Raw genomic sequence first — 24,509 nt, 5'->3', positions numbered from 1 at the left:
TTATTTTAGAAATGATAAAACGAAAACGTGGTAACTTTTATTAAATAAATTGTCAAATAAAATTAAAAATCATATTATAAATAATATTTATTTATAATTATTATTTTGATATACTTATTATCGATTGGTATACTGGAAACGAATGTTCTTGAAAAAGATTCTCATTTCCGATATTGAGGTGAATATAGATGAATAAGAAGAAAATAGGTTTACTTGTGATGGCGTACGGAACTCCAGAGTCACTAGAGGATGTAGAGGCATATTATTATACACATATTCGCCATGGGCGTAAGCCATCTCAAGAAGCGCTTGATGAGTTAGTTGGGCGTTATAAAGCGATTGGTGGTATTTCACCGCTTGCGAAAATTACAAAGGAACAAGCTAGAAAATTAACAAATGAGTTAAATAAGCGTTTTTCAGAATTTGAATTTGTATGTTATTTGGGACTAAAACATATTGCTCCATTTATTGAAGATGCTGTGGAAGAGATGAAGCAGGACGGTATTGAGGAAGCAATTAGTATGGTGCTCGCACCTCATTATTCAACTTTTAGTATTAAAGCATACAACGAGCGTGCCAAAAAGATTTCTGAGAACATAAATGGTCCTGTTATAGAGCCGATTGAGCAATGGTACGAAGAACCGAAATTTATTGCGTATTGGGCAAATCAAATAAAAGAAACATTTGCTAGAATTACAGACGGGGAGAAAGCTGTTGTAATTTTTTCAGCGCATAGTTTACCAGAGAAAATTATTGCAGCAGGAGACCCATATGTGAAGCAACTGCAGCATACGGCAGATTTAATTGCTGAAGCAGCGAAGATTCAAAATTATACAATCGGCTGGCAAAGTGCCGGAAATACACCAGATCCATGGATTGGACCAGATGTACAAGATTTAACGAAAGATTTATATGAAAAGCATGGTTATAACACTTTTGTGTATTGTCCAGTTGGGTTTGTGGCTGAGCATTTAGAAGTGTTGTATGACAACGATTATGAATGTAAAGTTGTGACAGATGAATTAGGTGCACGCTATTTCAGACCGGCTATGCCAAATGCAAAAGAATCATTTATTGATTGTTTAGTAGAAATTGTTTCCAAAAAAGCGAATAAAATAATTGACAAAAAAATAATTTTGAATAATAATTAATTTATAATAATTTTAAATAAGTAATTATTATTATGAAATAATAGGAGGTTTCCCTTGATGAATCCAAATGATCGCTTAACAACAAACCAAGGTGCTCCAGTAGGAGATAACCAAAATTCTCGTACAGCTGGTCGTCGTGGACCGGTATTATTAGAAGATTATCATTTAGTAGAAAAGCTTGCTCATTTTGATCGTGAACGTATTCCAGAGCGTGTTGTACATGCACGTGGTGCGGGTGCTCATGGTGTTTTCGTAACGAAAAATAGCATGAAAGCATATACAAAAGCAGCATTTTTACAAAATGAAGGAACAGAAACACCTGTATTCGTTCGTTTCTCAACGGTTATTCATGGGCAAGGTTCTCCGGAAACAGCTCGCGACCCACGTGGCTTCGCTGTGAAGTTTTATACAGAAGAAGGAAACTATGATATCGTTGGTAACCATTTACCTGTTTTCTTCATTCGTGATGCAATTAAATTCCCTGACATGGTGCATTCCTTAAAACCAGCACCAGATACAAATATTCAAACGCCAGATCGTTACTGGGACTTCATGACATTGTCTCCAGAGTCTACGCATATGATGACTTGGGTATTCTCTGATTACGGAACTCCTGCAAACTATCGTCAAATGGAAGGGTTTGGAGTACATTCATTTAAATGGATTAATGCAGAAGGTAAAATTGTTTATATTAAATATCACTGGAAACCACAGCAAGGTGTTCGTAACTTGAGTGCAAAAGAAGTGGTAGAAGTACAAGGGAAAGACTTCAACCATGCAACTCGTGATTTATTTGATGCGATTGAAAAAGGTAATTATCCGAAATGGGATCTTCACGTACAAGTAATGCAATTAGATGAAATGGATTCTTTAGACTTTGATCCATTAGATCCAACAAAAGTATGGCCAGAAGATCGCTTCCCATTAATGGAAGTAGGGACAATGACCCTCAATCGTAACCCGAAAAACTTCTTTGCAGAAGTAGAGCAAGCTGCGTTTACTCCAAGTGCGACTGTATCTGGTATTGAACCATCTGAAGATAAATTATTACAAGGACGTTTATTCTCTTATCCGGATACACAACGTTACCGTCTTGGTGCGAACTACTTACAAATTCCAGTAAACTGCCCATATGCAGCTGTTCGCAATCAACAACGTGATGGTGCGATGCAAATGAATCAACAACCATCAACAATTAACTACGAGCCAAGTCGACATGCTGAAAATCCAGTTGAAGATCCTAATTACCGTGATTCAACTATGAAGCTTGAAGGGTACGTATCTCGTGAAAAAATTGATAAACCAAACGACTTTAAGCAAGCGGGTGAGCGTTACCGTTCATTCTCTAAAGAAGAACAAGACAACTTAATTGCCAACTTAACAAATGATTTAAAAGATGTGCATGAACAAACGAAATTACTTGCAATCTGTAACTTCTTCCGTGCAGATCGTGAGTATGGTATGCGCTTAGCGAAAGCATTAAACGTTGATATTTCAGCGTACGTAGGAAATCCTGCGAAGTAATAACATTCTCAAATTTAAACTGCTGTATGTGTCTACAAATATGATGAATAACAAAGGATGACTGAATTTTCAGTCGTATTTTGTTTTAAAATATTTATAAGAGCTTTATTTTTTATTAGATTTTTTACTTTCTAAATGCGGATTTAAAAAGAGATGAATGAGAATATCGTGTATCGATTATATAAATCCATTTTGTTTTTTCGACATATAAATCGCTATTATGAAGAAGAAAAGGGAACTTAAAATTAAAGATTAATAACTGGAGAAGCCCCAGTCTATTACCCTGAAATTCATGGTCTTCATGGATTGAGGCCGATCATTCCGCCTTCAGACATAGCCTTCCGAAGGTCTGCTTTTTGGATACGTACTCTAATAAAACATAGACGATAAGTACCTGAGGTAACAAATAAAAAGGTTTATCTCGTATTAAAAAGAGATAAACCTTTTTCTATTATAAAAGTTATATACTTATAAAATGCATCATTTAGCCTCTTTTTGTATTGCCACTTCGCCTAGTGATTTCTCGCTATATTCATAAGCCTTCTCACCATGCATCGAAATATCGAGTCCCATTTGCTCTTCATGTTCATGTACGCGAACGGGAAGGAAGAAACTAATTCCTTTAATAATGGTGTATGTCATCACGATTGTAAAAGCATATGTCGCTCCAATTGCAGTGAACTGTTTCCAAAGAAGTGCAGCATTTCCATAAAACAATCCATCAGCGCCGCCGCTATTTACAGAAGTGGTTGCAAATAGCCCGGTTGCAATACCACCCCATGTACCACCCACGCCGTGACATCCAAATGTATCAAGTGCATCATCATATCCAAGTTTATGCTTTAAAAAGAAGACAGCTCCGAAGCAAAGAACGCCTCCGATCGCCCCGATTAAAAGAGCGGAGAAAGGAGTGACGAATCCGCAAGCCGGTGTAATAGCAACAAGGCCTGATACAGCGCCGCAAGCTGCTCCCATTACAGTCGGTTTTGATTGGAAGAACCACTCTGCTAAGATCCATGTTAAAGCAGAAGCTGCGGCAGCGGTATTTGTATTAATGAATGCGGTCAGTGCTACGTCGTTTAGTGTAAGGGCACTGCCGACGTTAAATCCGAACCAGCCGAACCACAATAGGCCCGCGCCTAAAAGTGTAAATGGTAAATGGTGAGGAGAAGGGCCGTTTATGTCTTTTCGTTTACCGAGAAAAATTGCTAGTACAAGCCCGGCAACGCCAGATGTGATATGGACAACGTTACCACCGGCGAAATCTAATGCGCCAAGTTCGCGAAGCCATCCGCCAACGCCCCATACCCAATGGGCAACGGGATTATAAACGATTGTCGTCCAAAGAAGGATAAAAATGAGAAAAGCAGAAAATCGCATTCTTTCAGCGAATGCTCCTGAAATTAGCGCTGGTGTTAAGATTGCAAACATAAGTTGAAACATCATAAATAAATTGTGAGGAATAGTAGCGGAGTAGTCTGCGTTTGGTGTAAAAGTTACGTTTTGTAAGCCGAACCAATCTAATGTACCAATGACGCCATTCCAATCTGGCCCGAATGATAAAGAATAACCGATAAAAATCCATTGAATGGAAACAATCGCCATCGCGCTATAGCTATGCATCGTTGTACTCAGCACGTTTTTGCTACGAACCATCCCGCCGTAAAAAAGTGCCAAACCTGGCGTCATAATCATAACCATTACCGTCGCTAAAAATAAAAACACAGTATCTCCCATGTTCATTCTTTTCCCCTCCTATAATGTTATAAAATGTTACATTTAATGTTATTTTTCATGCCATATTCAATAATTAATAAAAAATCAACATATTTTTCAGAAAATTTAAAATATCATGTAAGAAAACCTAACATGGTGTTTGTGTAAGTGCGGTTTGTTCGGAAAATTGATATACTATTCTTACAATTAAAAAGAAGTTGGGGGATATTATGTGAAGAAGATATGGAGAAGAGGAGTGTTGATTTGTTTTTGTATGGTATTTGCTTTCTTAGCGCCTATACATACATTAGCGGAAGAAAAAAGAGAGTGGCAAGATGAAGTAGTATATTCTATTATGGTTGACCGCTTTAATAATGGAGATGCAAAAAATGATAAACAGCTTGATGTAGGGAATTTAGAAAGATACCAAGGGGGAGATATACAAGGGATTGTAAAGCGAATTGATTACATAAAAGAGATGAGATTCACTACTATTATGCTTTCGCCAATTTTTAAAGGTGAAACGTATGATGGGTATGGTACGGTTGATTTGCAAAAAGTGAATGAACATTTTGGGTCAATGCAAGATGTGAAACAACTTGTACAAGAAGCGCATAAACGAGATATGAAAGTGGTGTTTCAATTTGTTATAGAAAAAGAGCAAGAAACGCTTATTGATTCGATAAAATGGTGGATGAAAGAAGCAAACATAGATGGAAGTTATCTTATGCATAGTAAAGAAATATCTCGTGCCTTTTTAAATACAGTAAAACAAAGTGTTCAAGGAATAAAAAAAGATTTCCTCGTTATGACTGATGAGGGAGAGGGTATACATAATGAGTACTATAAGCACATAACAGATATCTTTACGAAAACGGATACACCTATTAAACCACTTTATGACGTTAGTTTAATAGAAAATGGTAAAGTAACAAGTAATTTTTTAGATAATCAAGACACAAAGCGGTTTGTCAGAATCGCGAAAGAGAACGCATATTATCCGCCGGCTCGTTTAAAACTTGCGCTTACTTATTTATATACAACACCAGGGATGCCGATTGTTTACTACGGAACGGAAATTGCGCTTGATGGCGGGGGAGTGCCAGATAATCGCCGCTTAATGGATTTTAAAACAGATGAAAAGTTTTTACAGTATGTAACGAGATTGGGAGAGATTCGTCAAAAATTCCCCTCTCTTCGCCGTGGGACATTTGAGTTGCTATATGATAAGACTGGGATGAGTGTGCTAAAAAGGACGTATAAAGATGAAGTGACACTTGTTGCAATTAACAACACGAAAGAGACACAAAAAGTTTCACTTTCGGCAAATGAGATAGGAGAAAATCGAGAATTAAAGGGATTATTGGAAGATGAAATCATTAGAGAAGAAGATGGGAATTATTATCTCGTATTGAAGCGAGAAGAAGCAAATGTATATCAAGTTAGAGAAAAAACGGGGATTAATTGGATCTTTATCTCTTTGTTAGTTGGTATGAATGTGTTATTTATTGCTTTTTTAATTGCTGTAAAGAAGAAAAAATCTTCTACTCTATAAAATGAAAGTGGATAGATTGACAGTGTATCTCTTCAATTCATGGATAATATATATTTTCTAGTACACTATTAATTCGTGAGTAGTGTACTTTTTTATTTATGAGATGACATCTATTCTATTGTAAATGCAACAGTAGATATTATGACGAGAATATATGTTTTTTATTAGTGATACAGGATGAATTAAGGTGGAATTGTCTTAGAGTTTTGTGGATCAGATTGATAGCGTATATAGAAACAAGAAAGGTATGTGTGAGATTTCCTTCATCGAAAAAATATGTGGATGTATCTTTTTAAAGTAAATTGATTAATTGGTTTAAAGCATTCTAACATAATATTGAATATGATGAATATGTAATCTGCAGGTTATGAATCTTTTTAGTTAATAGGAGGTGAATTTAAAATGCCTTTTACTACTGGGCCAATTGAAAACGTAGGAAATCAGCCTGCTAATGCAAATAGAGCTAAGGTTAAAATCCTCAATCGTACTGGAGGTACACTTAATGGGGTACTTCGATCTTTTAGACTTGATGGTACAAGAACATTAATCGAACAGAGAAACTTTACTGTAGCTGCTAATGCTTCTACTCTTGTAATTCTAAGTTTAGTTCACTCTACTTTGGGACAAGCAGACCAATATGAAGTTGAAATTGTTCCTAATCAAAACGGTGGCATATACAGTGTTTATGGAGTAACTGCTCAGGGTGTTATTATTACTGCACAACGAGTTTTGAATACAGAATTAACGCAAATTCTGTAGTAACTATTACTGATCAATAAAAACTCTCTGTAGGATTAAACTTAGATTCTTTTTCTGTGCTATTTATGAATGTATAAGAGAAATCGGCCGATTAAAGTAATGAATTCTGCTTCATAAATGCAGTTGTCATCTAATGTAGTTATTCTGGTTGGGATGTATCTTTTTTTCATTCCCAACCAGAATAACAAAATTTGTTATTATTACTTCATAATGATGATTAAAAAAATTAGTATTTAAAAATATTGTATGGATATGACTGTTATGCACTGGGATTACTTCTTTCGTAACACCTGCAAAACGGTGATTATGCCTGTCATTGTACTTTTATAGAGTTTTTTCTATTAACGATAGTTGATGAACTGTACGTCGATTGGTAAATCAGCGCTACGAACTGCTGCGATTACTGCTTGTAAGTCATCGCGGCTTTTTGCTGTTACGCGTACTTGATCATCTTGTACTTGTGTTTTCACTTTTAATTTTAACTCTTTAATAATGTTATTAATTTTCTTAGCGTTCTCTTTATCGATACCTTGTTGCAACGTTGCGCGTTGACGTACTGTGTTACCAGCGGCGCTTTCTACTTTTCCGTAGTCTAAGTTTTTAATTGGTACTTCGCGTTTAACTAGTTTTGAAATAAGAACATCTTTTACTTGATCTAATTTAAATTCATCATCAGAAGTTAAAACGATTACTTCTTTTTCTAATTTAATATCACTTTTGCTTCCTTTAAAGTCATAACGATTTTGAATTTCTTTTAATGCGATGTTAATAGCATTTGTTACTTCTGGTAATTCTACTTTTGAAACGATGTCAAAAGAACTATCTTTTGCCATAGTAAGCACCTCCAAATTAAATTCCACCTCTTATTATAGTGAATTTTTGCGAGTTGGACAAATAAAGGAAAATTCGTGTTATAATGAAGCTTTCTTTGGAATGATAAAAATATACTTTATATATAGAAGGGAATTAAAATATATGTATTTGCAGCCAGGATCGATTGAACAGGTAACTGTTTTACGAGAAACGGAAATTGGATATATGGTTGGATTTGACGATGAGGATGGTTATGAGGAAGTATTTTTACATAAAAATGAAGTAGCGGGAGAAATTGAGGAAGGCGATACGATTGATGTATTTCTATATCTTGATCATCAAGAGCGAATTTCTGCAACGATGAAGACGCCGCTTATTACGATAAGTGATTGGAATTGGGTAAAAGTTGTAGAAGTAAAACCTGATCTAGGTGTGTTCGTTGATATTGGTGTTTCTAAGGATATCTTAATCCCAGCTGATGAGTTTCCAATTTATACACCAGTTTGGCCAGAAGAAGGCGATGAGTTATATTGTACATTAAAATTAACAAATCGTGGCCGTCTTATTGCTCTTCCGGCAAGAGATTCAGATATGCAGGAAATTATTGTAGAGGCAACGCCATCTATGCGTAATAAAAATGTGAACGGACGTGTATATCGCTCGCTTCAAGTTGGTTCGTTTGTATTAACGGATGAACATTTCCGTGCTTTTTTACACCACACAGAAAGAAAAGAACAAGTTCGTATTGGTGAGCGTGTAACGGGCCGTATTATTGATGTGAAAGATGATGGTACGATTAATATTTCACTTCTTCCGCGTAAAGAAGAGGGAATGGAAGATGATGCTGCGGTGGTTTATGAGTACATGGAGAGCCGCGGAGGAGCAATGCCGTTTTGGGATAAGAGCCATCCGGAAGACATTAAAGAACGTTTTAATATGAGTAAAGCAGCGTTTAAACGTGCGCTTGGTAAGTTGATGAAAGAAGAAAAGGTTTATCAAGAAGAAGGTTGGACGTACTTCAAGAAATAAAAAAATCCGAACAGGCTCATGCCTGTTCGGATTTTCAGAGTGTTGGGAAACAGGAGTCAGTAGGCTCCTGTTTTTTGTCGTTATGTGTCGGAACGTCGATATATTCGAATTTGCGCCGATAAAGTGAAACCTTAATCAGTGGGGGGTTCATCCCCCGCTGATTATTAGCTCTCGCCAATCGGGCTTTTACGGGCAGTTGATTCCTCACTTATCTTTCTCGTTTTTCTCTGAATCTTGAGGTGGGAGTCTTACTGCCCGTTAATGCGGGGGGGGGATTTCATTTACTATTCTTCTACCAGCCCACTCTGTTGCTAGATTTTTTATTGTTGTCCGGAAAGACGAGAGAATGTATCTTTCAAATCACTATCTTTTACTTTAATATCAGCTTTCTTGAATTCGTCTAGTAATATTTTTTGGCCTGTAGTTTGATCTGCTAATCGCTGTTCTTCCAGATTTTTACGAATGGAATCTTTTACTTCATCATATGGTTTTAATTCTTTTTTATCGGTAAGTTTAATAATGTGATAGCCTTGTGATGACTTGATAGGTTTGCTAATTTCACCGACATTTAATTTGTAAGCCGCTTCTTCAAATTCAGGTACCATTTTACCTGGACCGAAGTATCCAAGGTCTCCGCCATTTTCCTTTGAACCTGGGTCCTGTGACTGTTGTTTTGCTAACTCTTCGAATGAAGCACCTTCATCCAGTTGTTTCTTAATATCATTTGCCGTTTTTTCATCGTTTACTAAAATGTGGCTGGCTTTAATTTCAGGTTTATAGTTTGCTTTTACATCTTTATCTGTAATGCTTTTCTTAATGGCTTCGTTCATTGCTAATTTGAACCTAATTTGATTTTTAAAGTCATCTTCATCTTTTAGGCGGTTACTTTCTAATACCGTTTTGAATTGATCACCAAATTGATCTTTTGCTTTTTTGAATTCTTTATCGACTTCATCATCAGATACTTTATATTTTTTTGTCATGATATCTTGTGCCATCATTTCATATAGCATATCTTTTCCGTACCGTTCTTTTAACTGCTTGTCAAAATCACCTTTTGTAATGGTTGAAACTTTTGATGTTGCAATCGCCTCTGAGTTATCTTTTAGACCACAAGCAGACAGCATTAACGTTCCGAGCGCAGCTGTGGCCATCAATAATTGTTTTCCTTTCACTTTAACACCTCATCTAATTATGTTGTTATTATTGTAAAATAGCGAGGTGAACATGAAGTGAAATTGATATGTTTTTTGTGAAATGAAAAAGTACATCAACAAGATTGTTGATGTACTATTAAATCCATTTTGATTTTCCGACATATAATCCGCTGCTATGAAGAACAAAAGGTGACCGCTACTTGTTTTCTCTTTTTGTTTTAACTTTGCATGGGGCAGGAAAAGGATCTGACCGCTTCTATGCATAGCTGGATGCTCTCTCCCGTCTAAAAAGGAAGGTTTTATGTCGGTTTTTTAATTTGTATTTTTATAAATGATTAAAGGTGATTTGTTTTTTTAGAATATGCACGTTTTCCTTGCTGGATATTTTTTTGTTCTTGTTCATTTTTTTGTGTGCGCTTTGCATTATTATCGCGTGCTTTTTTGTCATTATCGCTTGTATGCGGCATACATATCAACTCCATTTCTAAACAGTTGTACGTTTATCATTTCCGTTTTCGTAAAGACTATGTATACGAGTAGTGGTGACCTATTATGTATAAAGGTGGATGGGGTATGGACTTAAAATTAAATTATGCCGAATTAACGAAAAAACTAATTGTTGTTATCATTGCAGGTTTATTAAATGCAATTGGAATGAACTTGTTCTTAACACCGGCAAAAGTATATGCGAGCGGTTTCGCGGGATTATCTCAATTGCTTTCGCAAGTGTTAGGCGATTTTGCATCGATTCACATATCGACGGGAGTACTTTTTGCTTTATTTAATATTCCGGTTGTTATTTTAGCATGGAAAAAGGTCGGAAAAGCGTTTACGTTATTTAGTTTTTTATGTGTTGTATTTATGACACTGTTTTTAGAAATTATACCAGTGAAGGCTGTTTCAAATGATATTATATTGAATGCTATTTTTGGTGGTCTCATTTCAGCGATAGGGGTAGGAATTGCCTTAAAATGGGGAGCTTCCACAGGTGGTTTAGATATCATTGCAATGATTTTGTCAAAAATAAAAGATAAGCCTGTCGGAACATATTTCTTTTTCTTTAATGCAATCATCATTATTGCAGCTGGCTATTTGTACGGATGGGAAAAAGCGTTATACACGTTAGTAACATTATATGTATCATCGAGGATTATTGATGCAATTCATACTCGTCATGTGAAAATTACAGCATTTATCGTTACGAAGAATGGTAAAGATGTACGAAAAGCGATTCAAGCACGTTTAGTACGCGGTATTACAACTATACCAGCGACAGGGGCATATACAAATGAAAATAAAGAAATGTTAATGATCGTTATTACCCGTTACGAGCTATATGAACTAGAGAGAATTATTAAACAGGTAGACCCTGGTGCATTTACAAATGTGCTTCAAACAGTCGGCGTATTTGGGTTATTTCGGAAAGATTAAAGAGGACCGGGAATCGGTCCTCTTGTTTTAATGTGTGTTAGTAATGTTTTGTAGTTGCTGTTGCATCTCACGCAGTTGTACCTTTTCAGCAGTTGAAGAATTGGCATAAGCGGATTGCAAAGCATTTTTGGCTCTATAAACGAGTTCCTGCTGTTCTGTGCCGCTTGAACAAGAAACGGCGCCCGAAACAGCATCTCGTGCTTGCTGAAATAATAAGTTACCCATTTAAACCCCTCCGAGAGAAGAGTTGTTTCGTTCTTTTTCTGCATCAGCTAATGTACCGCGGTACGGGAATCTTTCAGCATGCTTCATAACAGCATCGGCCCCTTGTTGGGTGAAACGTTTTGATTTGTTCTTTTTACCCATTCGTAATTCCCCCTTTTTTAGCAGAAAACAACTGACACATCGCTGTGTCTAGTTATAGTATGAGCGTTTTGAGCCAAACTATAAGTAGGGAATTTTTAGATTACAATCCAAGAACCTCTTCTAAATAAAGAGCAATTCCATCTTCTTCGTTTGTTAATGTCGTATGATTTGCTAATGTTTTTAATTCAGGAATAGCATTACCCATGGCGATGCCGTGACCTGCAAACTCAATCATCTCAAAATCATTGTCTTCGTCACCGAACGCAATAATTCGTTCTTGTGGAATGTTATAATAGCTAGAAACTTTTTGAAGTCCAATCGCTTTATTGAGGCCGCTTTTCACAATTTCAATAATCGGCCAAGGAGCACCCCATTTTCGATGATCAATCACTTCTGCATGCATATCTGTTAAATGCTTACGAATAGCTGTTGATTGCTCATCCAGTGCATCGATTAATAAGCATGTTGGATGATCTTGCAAAATGTTTAGTAAGTCGCCTGTAAAAATATTTGGAGAGCCAAATTCAAAGATATGCTTTTTATCCTCATCAATTTCGCGAACATATACATCATCAATTACTTCGGCATAAATGTTTTTAACGCCAAAATCAAAGCAAGCGCGAACGATTTCTTGTGCAGTAGAAAGCTCAAGGGGGGAATGATGCGTTCCCCAATTTGTATCAAGCGGGTGATGAACATAAGCGCCGTTAAAGTTAACGATAGGTGTATTCAAATCAAGTTCTTTATAATAAGCGTGACTAGCGCGAAATGGACGTCCTGTTGAAATGACAACAACATGTCCTTGTTCTTTTGCTTTTTCAATTGTTTTCTTTGTTCGTGCGGAAATAATTTTATTGTCTGTAAGTAAAGTACCATCTAAATCTAATGCGATTAAATGTTGTTTTTTCATGTTTTCACCTCTTATGAAAAAATTTTTGTTTCTATCTGTATTTCCGTTTTAAGATGCAGAAATAAGAGGTTGGAAAGTGTATAGATAAAGTAAAACTTCTATCAACGGGGGTTCTCCATCCCACGCTGATGGTTAGCTCTCGCCAATCGGGCTTTTACGGGCAGTTATCCCCCACCTATCTTCCTCATTTCTCTCTGAATCTTGAGGTGGGGGTCTTACTGCCCGCCAATAGCGGGAGAAACAACCATGAATGGAAGTTTCATTATATATTCATCTTACGTCGCGAAACATGTTAGTGTCCACTATTTCCTACTAAAAATCAGAAAAGTCAATGATTTTTCCGAAAGTTCAAATAATGTTTCTTTCATTTTGTACAAATTGTGAAAGGGGTTACAGTATGCGCACAGCAAGATGTATAATAAAAATGTAATCTTCTCGTATATGTTTGACTCTCCTTTGGAACTGGCCTAGAATAGGTCGGTTTCTTTTTTTTCAACAAGTGATGCTTTTTCTCCTGCTTTATCATGTAAAGTCATACATATGAACAGTAATAAAAAATATGACTCGTTTCCTAAACATAACAGAAAGGCTTTTTCAAAAATGGATATACTAACGGTGTAAAGATGTCATGGAAGGAGAATGAAAATGGGACAAAATCATAGGTTTCGTTCTGGACAGAAAGCACCAAATGATGGGCTTTATGTGGAGATTGGTGAAACAGGAAGTATGGTTAAAGATCCACAAATGGTAAAATTAACTGCTGGTCAAAGGTTTCCTGAGAATTCGAATCAGAACCGCCAGTGGACATATAAAAGAAAACCGTAAGAGAAGCCGCAATTTATATTGCGGCTTTTCTGATTGAAGAGCAGAGGTATACATACTTTTTTGGGGAAACAAAGTTCAAATTTCATAATCAAATTCATTGTATAAAAAAGACAATTGGCGTATAATCAAATTAAAGGTCAAATAAAGTCAAAAAATCAAAAAAGGTCAAACGTCAAGAGGATTCCAATGTTTGGAGGTTTGTGAAGATGGACTTAAATCAAATGACGACGAAAACACAAGAAGCAATTATGAGTGCTCAATCTTTAGCGGTATCTCATCATCATCAAGAAGCTGATACTGTTCATCTATTACTTGCATTATTACAGCAGCAGCAGGATGGATTAGCAGTGCGTATTTTTCAAAAAATGAATGTCAATATAGAACAATTAACGAAAGAAGTAGAAAGATTGCTTCAACAGAAACCATCTGTTACAGGAAGTGGTGTAGAAGCTGGCAAAGTGTATGTGACAAATGCTTTAGGGCAATTACTTGTTAAAGCAGAGGCAGAGGCAAAAAAACTGCAAGATGAATATATTTCAGTGGAACATATTTTGCTCGCATTTTGCGAGGGAAAAGGTGATATGAATCACTTGTTCACAGCATTTCACATTACGAAGGATACATTATTACAGTCTTTAATGGAAGTTCGGGGGAATCAGAGAGTGACTAGTCAAAATCCAGAAGTAACATATGAAGCGTTAGAAAAGTATGGCCGTGATTTAGTGGCAGAAGTAAGACAAGGGAAAATTGATCCTGTCATTGGTCGTGATAGCGAAATTCGCCGGGTTATCCGCATTCTTTCTCGTAAAACAAAAAACAACCCTGTTTTAATTGGTGAACCAGGCGTTGGGAAAACAGCAATTGTTGAAGGATTGGCACAACGAATTGTGCGAAAAGATGTACCAGAAGGATTAAAAGATAGAACAATCTTTGCATTAGATATGAGTGCGCTTGTGGCGGGTGCAAAGTTCCGTGGTGAGTTTGAAGAACGTTTGCAAGCTGTGTTAAATGAAATCAAAAAAAGTGAAGGGCGTATTCTTTTATTCATTGATGAGCTTCATACAATTGTTGGTGCTGGTAAAACAGAAGGGGCGATGGATGCAGGGAATATGTTAAAACCAATGCTTGCGCGCGGTGAACTTCATTGTATTGGAGCGACTACTTTAGATGAGTATCGAAAATATATTGAGAAAGATCCAGCGCTAGAACGTCGTTTTCAACAAGTGTTAGCAGAAGAGCCAACGGTAGAAGATACAATTTCTATTTTACGTGGTTTAAAAGAGCGTTTTGAAATTTATCATGGTGTAAATATTCATGATCGTGCGATTGTAGCGGCGTCTGTATTGTCTGATCGATATATATCTGATCGCTTTTTACCAGATAAAGCGATTGACCTTGTTGATGAAGCGTGCGCAACAATTCGAACAGAAATTGATTCTATGCCAACAGAATTGGATGAAGTAACGCGCCGCATTATGCAGCTGGAAATTGAAGAAGCTGCTTTAGGAAAAGAAACGGATCGTGGTAGTCAAGAACGACTAAAAACATTGCAACGTGAACTATCTGATTTAAAAGAAGTTGCAAATGGAATGCGAGCGCAATGGCAAAAAGAAAAAGAAGAAATCCATAAAGTTCGTGACTTAAGAGAACACCTTGAACGTTTACGTCGTGAATTAGAAGAAGCAGAAGGGAATTATGACTTAAATAAAGCAGCAGAGCTTCGTCATGGTAAAATTCCAGCAGTGGAAAAAGAATTAAGAGAAGCGGAAGAAATGGGAGCACATAACGAACAAGAGAACCGTTTACTTCGTGAAGAAGTAAGTGAAGAAGAGATTGCAAATATCGTTTCACGTTGGACGGGTATACCAGTTGCAAAACTTGTAGAAGGTGAACGTGAAAAACTGCTACGTTTAGAGCAAATTTTATCAGAACGTGTTATTGGGCAAGAGGAAGCAGTTAGTCTTGTGGCGGATGCAGTTCTTCGTGCTCGCGCTGGTATTAAAGATCCAAATCGTCCAATCGGTTCATTCATTTTCTTAGGACCAACAGGCGTTGGGAAAACAGAACTTGCGAAAACATTAGCACAATCTTTATTTGATAGTGAAGAGCAAATCATTCGCATTGATATGTCCGAGTATATGGAGAAACACGCTGTGTCTCGCCTGATTGGAGCTCCTCCTGGATATGTAGGATATGAGGAAGGTGGACAATTAACAGAAGCCGTACGCCGTAAACCATATTCCGTTATTTTATTAGATGAAATTGAAAAAGCACATCCAGAAGTATTCAACATTTTATTACAAATGTTAGATGATGGGCGTATTACGGATTCACAAGGACGAACAGTGGATTTCAAAAATACAGTGATTATTATGACATCAAATATTGGTTCAGGGCATTTATTAGAAGGGTTACAAGAAGATGGTACAATTAAAGAGGAAGCAAGAGATCTTGTTATGGGGCAGCTTAGAGGACATTTTCGCCCAGAGTTTTTAAATCGTGTGGATGAAATTATTTTATTTAAACCACTTACAACAAATGAGATTAAAGGAATCGTTGATAAAATTGTAAAAGAGTTACAAGGGCGTTTAGTAGATCGTCATATTACAGTGGAATTAACAGAAGTAGCAAAAGAGTTTGTTGTAGAATCTGGATTTGATCCGATGTATGGAGCGCGTCCATTAAAACGATATGTACAGCGCCAAATTGAAACAAAGTTAGCACGTGAATTGATTGCGGGAACAATTACTGATAATAGTCATGTAGTTGTTGATGTGGAAAATAATGAACTAGTTGTTCATGTAGAGTAAAAAAAGAGTCCGGAGATTGAATCCGGGCTCTTTCTTTATTAGTGTTGTTCTACTGGTTCGTTTGGAATTGCTGCTGCAATTGCCATTACAAGCACAGCAAGAACAATTGAGAATTTAGACGCTAGCGCGAAATCGTATACACCGCCAGTCATAGAGCTAATTACGTAGCTCATCATATGTACAAGCATAAACGACCAAATAAAGGCCCAAATTACACGCATCTTTTCACACCCCTATTCGTTCAATCTGTCCTTATTGTAACACAATTGAAAAAAGAATATAGAAAAAATATTTGTAGATTTTTCAACGCAAAATTGTATTCCTTTCATACATTATAAAGGAGTAGTTTTATGTTTAGAAAATAAGGCGGGAGAATGATGAGTGTTACGGAACGTTTTTTTTACTTAGAACAAGAACCATGTGTGATTTATTTGCCAGAGAAGCCCAATGGATTTGGTGTCATGCTTCTTGGTGATTACAATTATTTTATTGAGAATGGTACAAGTTTATGGACGCAGCATGCGGGGCGCGCTCATTTTTTAAATGGGCTGATAGAAAATGGATATACCGTTTTTTCATCTAATTTATACGGGAGACATTGGGGGAATGATCAATCGGTTCGTTTAGCGAAGCGTTTGTATCATGTTGTTATGAAAAAAGAAACACTAAACGAACAAATTCATGTCATTGCAGATGGAATGGGGGCTCTTGTGGCTCTTGAAATGATGAATCGATACCCAGAATGCATTCGATCTGTAGTGATGCTTACTCCATGCCTAGATTTGCCTGCACATGTGGAATTTGAAAAAGAGCATAAATTTTTCTATAAAAGGTTAGTGAGAGAGTTATTGCTTGCGTATGATGTGAAGGAAGCACAGTTAGAAGCGGAAATTGCTAAGAAGTCTTTTTCTTATTTACCTTCTTGTGTGCCTGTAAAAATATTTGTATCCACACAAGAACAAAAAGCGCGCAAGCAATTGTTACGTGAATATGAAAAAAAGCGGATAAATGAAAATTGTGAGACCTCACTATCGTTTCATTTGCAACATGTAAAATATAAGATGGTTCAACATACATGTCATTTCTTTAAAAAATATGAAGAAGATTTATGAAGCTCCAATATACATAAATGAGGAGCTATTTGTTTAGAGGGAGAAAGGGTTGGTGACATGAAGCGCGTACTAATTATAGGGGCACTTTCGTTTGTAGGCTATCATCTTGTAAATAAAATGCTTGCGGAAGAAGTAGAAGTATATGGCCTTGATTTTGCTGATCTAGAAAGTATGTCAAAAGTAAGTGAAGAAAAGTTATTTTTAATTGGGCGGAATGATTTGTTTATGTATTCGTCTATAAGAGATGAGAGCGGATGGAAGACAGTAGAAACCGATCAATTTGATGCGGCTTACTTTTGTTTATGTGAACCGAACAGGCAAAGCGGATTTCGAAATGAACGAATCATTTTACAATATTTAAAGCGTGTCATTCATATGTGCGAAAGAAAACAAGTGAAGCTAAATGTACTTTCTTCTATTGAAATGGCGAATGTGCAAGATCTATCTGAAAATAAACGATTATTTATGAAAGTAGAGGAAGAAGTGGAGAAGGCGAATATTCGCTATAGTATACTTCGTGTTCCAATTCTATACGGCCCATGGCAACCTTCCTTTATGACGTACCACAGGCTTATTCTTTCTGAACTTATGGAAAAGGAATATGAGCTTCTTCAAAATGAAAATGGAGCGGACCTTCTTTATGTAGAAGATGTGTGTGAATATTTATGGGAAAAAGGTAAAACCATAGAAAATTTAGGTGTATATAATATGATCAGTGGTAAAGAAAATCTATGGGAAAAAGGAATTATCCTTTTAAATGCTGAGCATAAAGTGAAAAAAACTGTTAAAGAAGTGAAAAGAGAAGAGATAAAGAGTATTTGTATTGTGAAAAACACGCCGTTAGAATTCGGTTTAAATAAACAACTGACACATTTAAAACGATATAAAGAGTTATACGAGGGACAAAATACATGTTAAACTAATGTAGAAATGAGGAGATTATTACTCCTTTTATCCCGCATTAACGGGCAGTAAGACCTCCACCTCAAAATTCAGCGAAAGCAAAGAAGTTAGGTGATGGGATCAACTGCCCGTAAAAGCCCGATTGGTTCAACTAATAATCAGTGGGGGATGAAAAAAACTCCACTGATTAAAGTTTCACTTTATAGAAAGGATGAAGAAATATGAACGAAAAAAATATGCAGTTTTTACAAATCGCTATGAAACACCTGCCGGAAGCAAAGGCCATTTTGGATGATAATGGGATTGCACTTGATATGGAAAAAGCGCAGCCAGTACTAGAGTTGTTAATGAAAGTAATGAACGAAGCATATGAGCTTGGAAAAGCGGGAAAATAAAGTGAACTAGACATAAAAACCCTTTTTTGGAGGAAGAGAGCATCTAGCCATGCATAGAAACGGTCAGAGCCTTTTTCTGCCCCGCGCCAAGTAAAAGCAGATACGGAAGTATTTTTATCATTTTAACCGAGAAGACTCCCTCTTCTAAGCAAAGTGAAGGAGGGGGGAGCTCAATTGGAAAAGAGCGGGATATATAGGTAGTTTGCTTTTGGTTCTACTATGAGATAAGGTCGACAATATGTCGGCTTTATTTTTTTACTTAGAAATATATTCTAGACAAATAAACATTTATGTTTTAGAATTAGTACCAAGTCATAATAATTGATATAAAACGGAGGGCTGCGATGTGAACGTAGGCATTTTAGGGATCGGAAGATATGTGCCAGAAAAAGTAGTCACAAATCACGACTTAGAGAAAATCATGGATACATCTGATGAGTGGATTCGTACGAGAACGGGAATTGCAGAGAGACGCATTGCCGATGATACAATAAATACTTCATATATGGCGGTAGAAGCTGCCAAGAAAGCTATTGAAAATGCAGGGATTAGTGGAGAAGAAATTGACCTTATTTTAGTTGCAACAGTAACGCCAGATCGCTCTTTTCCAGCCGTTGCTTGTGTAATTCAAGAACAAATTGGTGCGAAACATGCAGCAGCAATGGATTTAGGTGCAGCATGTGCGGGCTTTATGTACGGAATGATTACAGCGCAGCAATTTATTCAAACTGGAACTTATAAAAACGTATTAGTAGTTGGTAGTGATAAATTATCTAAGATTGTAGACTGGAATGATCGTAATACAGCTGTGCTATTTGGAGACGGGGCAGGCGCTGTTATAATGGGAGCTGTTTCAGAAGGAAAGGGTATTCTTTCATTTGAATTAGGCGCAGATGGAAGTGGTGGCAAGCACCTTTATCAAGATGAATATGTTATGATGAATGGCAGAGAAGTCTTTAAATTCGCTGTTCGTCAACTTGGTGATTCTTGTCTTCGTGTTGTAGAAAAAGCAGGTCTTACGAAAGAAGATGTGGACTTTTTAGTTCCGCATCAAGCAAATATTCGTATTATGGAATCGGCAAGGGAACGATTAGGTTTGCCACAAGAAAAAATGAGTACAACAATTGAAAAGTTCGGAAATACATCAGCTTCTTCAATTCCAATTGCGATGGTAGAGGAATTGCAAAATGGACGTATTCAAGACGGTGATTTAATTATATTAGTCGGCTTTGGTGGCGGATTAACATGGGGAGCAGTCGCTCTTCGTTGGGGCAAATAAGGACTGAGAGAAAAAAAGGAGTGTATTTTGTATGGAAAAGAAGCGTGTCGTAATTACAGGACTAGGAGCTGTTACGCCGATCGGAACAGATGTAGAAACAGCTTGGGAAAACATTAAAAATGGTGTATCTGGAATCGGACGGCTTACACGCTTAGATCCGGAACAATTTCCAGCAAAAGTAGCAGCGGAAATTAACGACTTTGAAGCTGAAAAATATATTGAGAAAAAAGAAGCGCGCCGTATGGATCGCTTCACACAATATGCGGTAGCAGCAGCGAAAATGGCAGTTGAAGATGCAAAGTTGGACATTACAGAAGAAAATGCACCGCGTATTGGTGTATGGATAGGTTCTGGTATTGGTGGCATGGAAACGTATGAAGAGCAATTTAAAATCTTTACGGAAAAAGGCCCGCGCCGTGTAAGTCCATTTTTGATACCAATGATGATTCCTGATATGGCTGCGGGTCAAGTCTCAATTGCTACAGGTGCAAAAGGAATTAATACTTGTTCTGTGACAGCTTGTGCATCCGGGGCAAACTCAATTGGTGACGCATTTAAAGTCATTCAGCGCGGTGATGCAGATGCAATGATTACAGGCGGTGCAGAGGCGCCGTTAACAAGTATGGCATTTGCAGGATTTAGTTCAGCGAAAGCATTAACATTTAATGAGGATCCAGCAACTGCTTGTCGTCCATTTGATAAAAATCGTAGTGGATTTGTAATGGGAGAAGGAGCTGGTATTCTTATACTAGAAGAGTTGGAGCATGCGTTAGCACGAGGTGCACGTATTTATGCTGAACTTGTCGGATATGGTGCAACAGGTGATGCGTTCCATATTACAATGCCTGCTCCTGGCGGTGAGGGCGGTGTTCGTGCGATACGTCAAGCATTAGCAGATGCCGGTCTTCAGCCTGAGGATATCGATTATATTAATGCGCATGGTACAAGTACAGATGCGAATGAGAAATACGAAACGATGGCAATTAAAGAAGCATTTGGTGAACATGCATATAAAGTAGCGATTAGCTCTACAAAATCAATGACTGGTCATTTATTAGGAGCAGCTGGCGCTGTTGAGGCGATTTTCTCTGTTAAATCTATTACAGATGGAGTGATTCCGCCAACAATTAACTATGAAACACCAGATCCAGAATGTGATTTAGATTACGTACCAAACAAAGCGAGACATCAAGAAGTACGCACTGTTTTAAGTAACTCATTAGGGTTCGGTGGTCATAACGCAGTGTTAGTATTTAAAACTTATAAATAATGTAGTAAGAGGGTGTTTTGGGAAGTAGCAAAGGAGAGCTACTTCTTAAAACACCCTTTTTTGGATGGAAGAGAGCATCCGATCATGCGTAGAAGCGGTCAGTGCCTTTTTTTGCCCTATGCCATGTAAAAACAAAAGTAGAAAGTGGGAGCAGTCAGCTTTTGATTTCATAGCCGTAACAAAGTAAAGCCAATCAAAAGTTTAATTTTATCACTTCGCGTTCGCTCCTTTTCTTGCATATATATAGAAGAAAAGGGAGGAGTGAAGATGGGGGTTATTCAAACGGCAGATTGGCTGCACCTTTATTATGGGCGTCCAGAAAAGCTTTGTGAGAAGTTTACAAAATACATTCCATTGCCAAAGGAGAGGTTGTACCGTTTTTTAATTTCTAAAGGTATGTATCGTCCAGTGATGGAAGGACAAAAAGAAATTGAGCAGCTAGAGGAAAAGCAGATTTGGAAAGAGCTTTCTGAGGAGTATGAGGAACTAAAGCACTGGTTACAAGGGCCAGATGTCCCTATCTTTATTTTGTTATCAGATTCATATAATCGCACGGTACAAGCGGAATATAACGGAAAAGCTGGCTTAACAATGCGTCATGTGATTTTCCTGTTTGTCTGTGGACGGAATACAGTGAAGGAATTAAAAGCATTGCTTACCCATGAATATCATCACATATGTCGGTTACATCAAATTGAAAAGAAAGAAAAGGATTATACATTACTTGATACAATGATAATGGAGGGGCTTGCAGAGCAAGCGGTGTATGAAAGGCACTCAGAAAAGAGTTATGCACCGTGGACATCGTACTATACAAAAGAGGAAGCGGTTCATTATTGGGAGAAGGTTGTAAAAAAGAAAAAGGATATGAAGAGAGGAACAAGGGAGCATGACTGCTTACTAAATGGAATGCAAATGTACCCGAAGATGCTTGGATATGGCGTTGGATTTCATATTGTAAAAGATTGTGTGGAATTTGAGAAAGATAACACGCTTTCTTTATTGTCTATGGATGCCATATGTATATTAAATAAAGCAAATATTTTTACCTCTTAATAGGTGATAAATATAAAAAACTTGGCGCTGCCAAGTTTTTTTGCATGATGAAAATGGAAGTGAGAAGTAGTGAAGAAATAATAAGTAGAATATATTCCCTTGGATGGAATAAATTTTACAAAAAATGAACATAATGAGATGTACAAACAGTAGTGAAGTGAGGGGTAGAAAATGTTATATCTACATGATGTATGGGTAAATTGGTTTGAAGGTGAGGAAAATGGGTATAACGTTTGTCATTTTTACGAATGGCGGAAGGATGATACGATCGAATTATTAGATCAAGTGCCATTATTAAAAGTAGATTCTACATTATATCATTACATCGAGAACGAATTATTGGAACTTCCGCAAAAACTATTGGAAGACGTACATCATAAGGCGTATATTCGTAAAAATCATGAGCGTTTGCAACAAGAGTATTGTTTTGTTGTTACAGATGGAAAAGGAATTATTGCAGTGGATTCAATTGGGTACAATGTACCGATTCGAAAAAGTAGGCTTATTCCCCGTCAAGAGCAGATGGTATATGAGATGGTGGAAAATGTCCAAGCAGAAAAGTATGAGTTTCAAGTGGAAGAATCACAAAAAGAGCATCATATTTTATCACCATCGCCATATATTATGAATGGCTTAACTCGTAAAGAACGACAATTGAAACAATTGCTTTTTATGGCACTAGATCAACTACATACAACGAAAAATCCAGCTGAAATTCGCTATTGGTATACAGAATGGGATCCATCTGCATATGGGACTGTTCAACATATGAAATTTGAAGCCGTCTGGGAGCGCCTTTATGAGGAAGCGAAATATGGTTGGTCAAAAAAGCATGAACAGCTATGTGAACGCCTTGTAAAAGGGCAACCATTCTTTGAAAAGTTATGGGAAATGGAAAATGAACAAAAGGTAAATTAAAAAACCGCCAATTTGGCGGTTTTTTAATTTGATCCAGCTCCAGCGGCAAGAATGATCGGTGGCTTCGCGTCTTCCTATGAGGCAAAAAACGCCTCTACGTCAGGAGCTCCATCCCCCTCACATTCTAAGCGAGCCGCCCCCGCTTTTTTAGTTACCTACGTTTTCTGCTTAATCCCATTGCATTTTCAACTTTACGTAGTTGTTTCATTGCAACGCGGTTTGCTTTTTCAGCACCTTTGTCAAGGATTTCATCTAATTCAGGGGAGTTAATTAGTTCGTTATATTTTTCTTGAATTGGACGAATTGCTTCTACGACTACTTGTGCTAAATCACCTTTAAAGTCACCGTATCCTTTTCCTTCATAGTAAGCTTCTAGTTCTTCAATTGTTTTACCTGAGAATGAAGAGTAGATTGTTAATAAGTTGGAAATACCAGGTTTGTTTTCTTTGTCGTATTTTACGATACCGTCAGAATCAGTTACTGCACTTTTAATTTTCTTTTCGATTGTTTTTGGCTCATCAAGCATACTAATCATTGATTTTGGATTTGGATCAGATTTGCTCATTTTTTTCGTAGGTTCTGTTAATGACATAACACGAGCGCCTACTTTTGGAATGCGAATCTCTGGAATTGTGAAAATTTCACGGAAACGTTTATTGAAACGCTCTGCTAAATCGCGAGTTAATTCCATATGTTGTTTTTGATCGTCGCCAACTGGCACAATCTCAGTATTATAAAGTAAGATGTCAGCTGCCATTAATGGTGGATACGTAAGTAATCCAGCTGGAACGGATTCTCTACCAGATGATTTATCTTTATATTGCGTCATACGTTCTAATTCTCCAACATGTGCGATAGATTGCATAATCCATCCGAGTTGAGCGTGCGCAGGTACCTCTGATTGTACAAATAAAGTAGATTTTTCAGGATCAATACCACAAGCTACATATAGCGCAGCAAGACTGCGGATGTTTTTACGAAGTTGTACAGAATCTTGAGGAACTGTAATCGCATGCTGGTTTACAATGCAGAAATAACAATCATGTTCGTTTTGCAATTCTGTAAATTGTTTCATTGCTCCTAAATAGTTTCCAAGCGTAATTGTTCCGCTTGGCTGAATACCAGAAAAAATAACTGACATAATAATGCCTCCTTGAAATTTGTATGTATTGTTGAAGAGTGGGGGAAGTAGGTCAATGCGAGCCGCTTCCGCTTTTTATATAATCCAGCTCCAGCGGCAAGAATGATCGGTGGCTTCGCGCCTTCCTGTGAGGCAAAAAACGCCTCTACGTCAGGAGCTCCATCCCCCTCGCATTCTAAGCGAGCCGCTTCCGCTTTTAAATACAAAAAAGCCCATTCATCCCCAATGATCTAGGGACGAATGGACCGCGGTACCACCCTAATTATTTCACAAATAGTGAAATCTCTTTTATCCATTATAACGCCTGGATAAAACGCCAAAGCCTACTCCTAAGTTGTTTCGGTTTGGTGCTCAAAAGCCCATTCCATACTGTACAATTACTTGTTCTC

The 24,509-nt window shown here is 37.2% G+C and carries 25 protein-coding genes and 1 other annotated feature (1 of these 26 running past the window's edge); of the genes, 15 read left to right on the top strand and 10 right to left on the bottom strand.

The annotated features are described in order from the left end of the window. The first annotated feature begins 188 nt into the window (after positions 1-188). Both hemH and katB read left to right on the top strand, forming a co-directional pair. Positions 189-1,151: a ferrochelatase gene (hemH, locus tag ACM6HU_RS05235; protein ID WP_016113753.1), complete on the top strand. Its 963-nt coding sequence runs from the start codon at positions 189-191 to the stop codon at positions 1,149-1,151. 57 nt (positions 1,152-1,208) lie between these two features. Then, positions 1,209-2,675 (top strand): catalase KatB, encoded by a 1,467-nt coding sequence (katB, locus tag ACM6HU_RS05230; RefSeq protein ID WP_016113754.1) that lies wholly within the window; start codon positions 1,209-1,211, stop codon positions 2,673-2,675. A gap of 480 nt (positions 2,676-3,155) precedes the next feature. On the opposite strand, the gene ACM6HU_RS05225 is transcribed toward katB, so the two are convergent. Then, complete coding sequence (locus ACM6HU_RS05225) at positions 3,156-4,418, bottom strand: ammonium transporter (protein WP_414848053.1); 1,263 nt, start codon at positions 4,416-4,418, stop codon at positions 3,156-3,158. A 247-nt stretch (positions 4,419-4,665) separates the two neighbouring features. Here ACM6HU_RS05225 and ACM6HU_RS05220 point away from each other — a divergent pair, with 247 nt between their 5' ends. Both ACM6HU_RS05220 and ACM6HU_RS05215 read left to right on the top strand, forming a co-directional pair. Further along, on the top strand, positions 4,666-5,946 hold the full coding sequence (locus ACM6HU_RS05220; protein WP_044880790.1) for an alpha-amylase family glycosyl hydrolase: 1,281 nt from the start codon (positions 4,666-4,668) through the stop codon (positions 5,944-5,946). 402 nt (positions 5,947-6,348) lie between these two features. Beyond that, positions 6,349-6,705, top strand: a complete 357-nt coding sequence (locus tag ACM6HU_RS05215; protein ID WP_016113757.1) for a hypothetical protein — start codon at positions 6,349-6,351, stop codon at positions 6,703-6,705. Between the two features lie 126 nt (positions 6,706-6,831). Here the strand turns inward: ACM6HU_RS05215 and ACM6HU_RS05210 are convergent, their stop codons facing one another. After that, a complete protein-coding gene (locus ACM6HU_RS05210) occupies positions 6,832-6,972 on the bottom strand; it encodes a hypothetical protein (protein WP_229161490.1) in 141 nt (46 codons plus the stop codon). Positions 6,973-7,046: 74 nt separating this feature from the next. Continuing rightward, positions 7,047-7,538 (bottom strand): YajQ family cyclic di-GMP-binding protein, encoded by a 492-nt coding sequence (locus ACM6HU_RS05205; RefSeq protein WP_016113758.1) that lies wholly within the window; start codon positions 7,536-7,538, stop codon positions 7,047-7,049. A gap of 142 nt (positions 7,539-7,680) precedes the next feature. Between ACM6HU_RS05205 and ACM6HU_RS05200 the strand changes: the two genes are divergently transcribed. Next, on the top strand, positions 7,681-8,547 hold the full coding sequence (locus tag ACM6HU_RS05200; protein ID WP_006093927.1) for a S1 RNA-binding domain-containing protein: 867 nt from the start codon (positions 7,681-7,683) through the stop codon (positions 8,545-8,547). Between the two features lie 320 nt (positions 8,548-8,867). On the opposite strand, the gene prsA is transcribed toward ACM6HU_RS05200, so the two are convergent. Further along, entirely contained in the window at positions 8,868-9,722 is an 855-nt protein-coding gene (gene prsA, locus ACM6HU_RS05195) for a peptidylprolyl isomerase PrsA (RefSeq protein ID WP_016113759.1), read from the bottom strand. A gap of 317 nt (positions 9,723-10,039) precedes the next feature. Next, a complete protein-coding gene (locus tag ACM6HU_RS05190) occupies positions 10,040-10,171 on the bottom strand; it encodes a DUF3941 domain-containing protein (RefSeq protein WP_016113760.1) in 132 nt (43 codons plus the stop codon). Between the two features lie 106 nt (positions 10,172-10,277). Here ACM6HU_RS05190 and ACM6HU_RS05185 point away from each other — a divergent pair, with 106 nt between their 5' ends. Further along, positions 10,278-11,135 carry a YitT family protein gene (locus ACM6HU_RS05185; RefSeq protein ID WP_016113761.1) on the top strand — a complete coding sequence of 286 codons (858 nt, stop codon included), beginning with the start codon at positions 10,278-10,280 and terminating at the stop codon, positions 11,133-11,135. Positions 11,136-11,162: 27 nt separating this feature from the next. Here ACM6HU_RS05185 and ACM6HU_RS05180 read toward each other — a convergent pair whose 3' ends face one another. The 3 genes from ACM6HU_RS05180 to ACM6HU_RS05170 form a co-directional block, all read right to left on the bottom strand. Beyond that, on the bottom strand, positions 11,163-11,360 hold the full coding sequence (locus tag ACM6HU_RS05180) for a DUF3813 domain-containing protein (protein WP_016113762.1): 198 nt from the start codon (positions 11,358-11,360) through the stop codon (positions 11,163-11,165). Further along, complete coding sequence (locus ACM6HU_RS05175; RefSeq protein ID WP_003195901.1) at positions 11,361-11,501, bottom strand: hypothetical protein; 141 nt, start codon at positions 11,499-11,501, stop codon at positions 11,361-11,363. 100 nt (positions 11,502-11,601) lie between these two features. Next, positions 11,602-12,411, bottom strand: a complete 810-nt coding sequence (locus ACM6HU_RS05170) for a Cof-type HAD-IIB family hydrolase (RefSeq protein ID WP_016113763.1) — start codon at positions 12,409-12,411, stop codon at positions 11,602-11,604. A 645-nt stretch (positions 12,412-13,056) separates the two neighbouring features. Between ACM6HU_RS05170 and ACM6HU_RS05165 the strand changes: the two genes are divergently transcribed. Together ACM6HU_RS05165 and clpB are read left to right on the top strand one after the other, a co-directional pair. After that, complete coding sequence (locus ACM6HU_RS05165; protein WP_016113764.1) at positions 13,057-13,236, top strand: YjzC family protein; 180 nt, start codon at positions 13,057-13,059, stop codon at positions 13,234-13,236. Positions 13,237-13,442: 206 nt separating this feature from the next. Next, on the top strand, positions 13,443-16,046 hold the full coding sequence (gene clpB / locus ACM6HU_RS05160) for an ATP-dependent chaperone ClpB (RefSeq protein ID WP_414848052.1): 2,604 nt from the start codon (positions 13,443-13,445) through the stop codon (positions 16,044-16,046). A gap of 38 nt (positions 16,047-16,084) precedes the next feature. Here clpB and ACM6HU_RS05155 read toward each other — a convergent pair whose 3' ends face one another. Next, on the bottom strand, positions 16,085-16,267 hold the full coding sequence (locus tag ACM6HU_RS05155) for a YjzD family protein (protein WP_016113766.1): 183 nt from the start codon (positions 16,265-16,267) through the stop codon (positions 16,085-16,087). Positions 16,268-16,423: 156 nt separating this feature from the next. On the opposite strand from ACM6HU_RS05155, the gene ACM6HU_RS05150 reads away from it, so the two are divergent. The 7 genes from ACM6HU_RS05150 (at position 16,424) to ACM6HU_RS05120 (ending at position 22,979) form a co-directional block, all read left to right on the top strand. After that, positions 16,424-17,158, top strand: a complete 735-nt coding sequence (locus ACM6HU_RS05150; protein ID WP_016132589.1) for a hydrolase — start codon at positions 16,424-16,426, stop codon at positions 17,156-17,158. A gap of 57 nt (positions 17,159-17,215) precedes the next feature. Then, entirely contained in the window at positions 17,216-18,076 is an 861-nt protein-coding gene (locus ACM6HU_RS05145) for an NAD-dependent epimerase/dehydratase family protein (RefSeq protein ID WP_016132590.1), read from the top strand. A 206-nt stretch (positions 18,077-18,282) separates the two neighbouring features. Further along, positions 18,283-18,456: a ComZ family protein gene (locus tag ACM6HU_RS05140; protein WP_003195910.1), complete on the top strand. Its 174-nt coding sequence runs from the start codon at positions 18,283-18,285 to the stop codon at positions 18,454-18,456. 346 nt (positions 18,457-18,802) lie between these two features. Continuing rightward, positions 18,803-19,735 carry a beta-ketoacyl-ACP synthase III gene (fabH, locus tag ACM6HU_RS05135; RefSeq protein ID WP_016132591.1) on the top strand — a complete coding sequence of 311 codons (933 nt, stop codon included), beginning with the start codon at positions 18,803-18,805 and terminating at the stop codon, positions 19,733-19,735. 31 nt (positions 19,736-19,766) lie between these two features. Then, positions 19,767-21,005, top strand: coding sequence for a beta-ketoacyl-ACP synthase II (fabF, locus tag ACM6HU_RS05130; protein WP_016113770.1), 1,239 nt, complete (start codon positions 19,767-19,769; stop codon positions 21,003-21,005). Positions 21,006-21,272: 267 nt separating this feature from the next. Then, positions 21,273-22,061 (top strand): DUF2268 domain-containing protein, encoded by a 789-nt coding sequence (locus ACM6HU_RS05125; RefSeq protein ID WP_414848051.1) that lies wholly within the window; start codon positions 21,273-21,275, stop codon positions 22,059-22,061. Between the two features lie 171 nt (positions 22,062-22,232). Further along, positions 22,233-22,979, top strand: a complete 747-nt coding sequence (locus ACM6HU_RS05120) for a YjbA family protein (RefSeq protein WP_016113773.1) — start codon at positions 22,233-22,235, stop codon at positions 22,977-22,979. Positions 22,980-23,130: 151 nt separating this feature from the next. Here the strand turns inward: ACM6HU_RS05120 and trpS are convergent, their stop codons facing one another. Beyond that, entirely contained in the window at positions 23,131-24,120 is a 990-nt protein-coding gene (trpS, locus tag ACM6HU_RS05115) for a tryptophan--tRNA ligase (RefSeq protein WP_016113774.1), read from the bottom strand. Between the two features lie 229 nt (positions 24,121-24,349). Further along, positions 24,350-24,509, bottom strand: a binding site (T-box leader) (it continues 60 nt past the right edge of the window).

Origin of the sequence: Bacillus sp. IT-79MI2, from assembly GCF_949768135.1 — a bacterium.
GTDB lineage: Bacteria > Bacillota > Bacilli > Bacillales > Bacillaceae_G > Bacillus_A > Bacillus_A pseudomycoides.
This window is presented reverse-complemented; position numbering and strand designations above follow the sequence as displayed.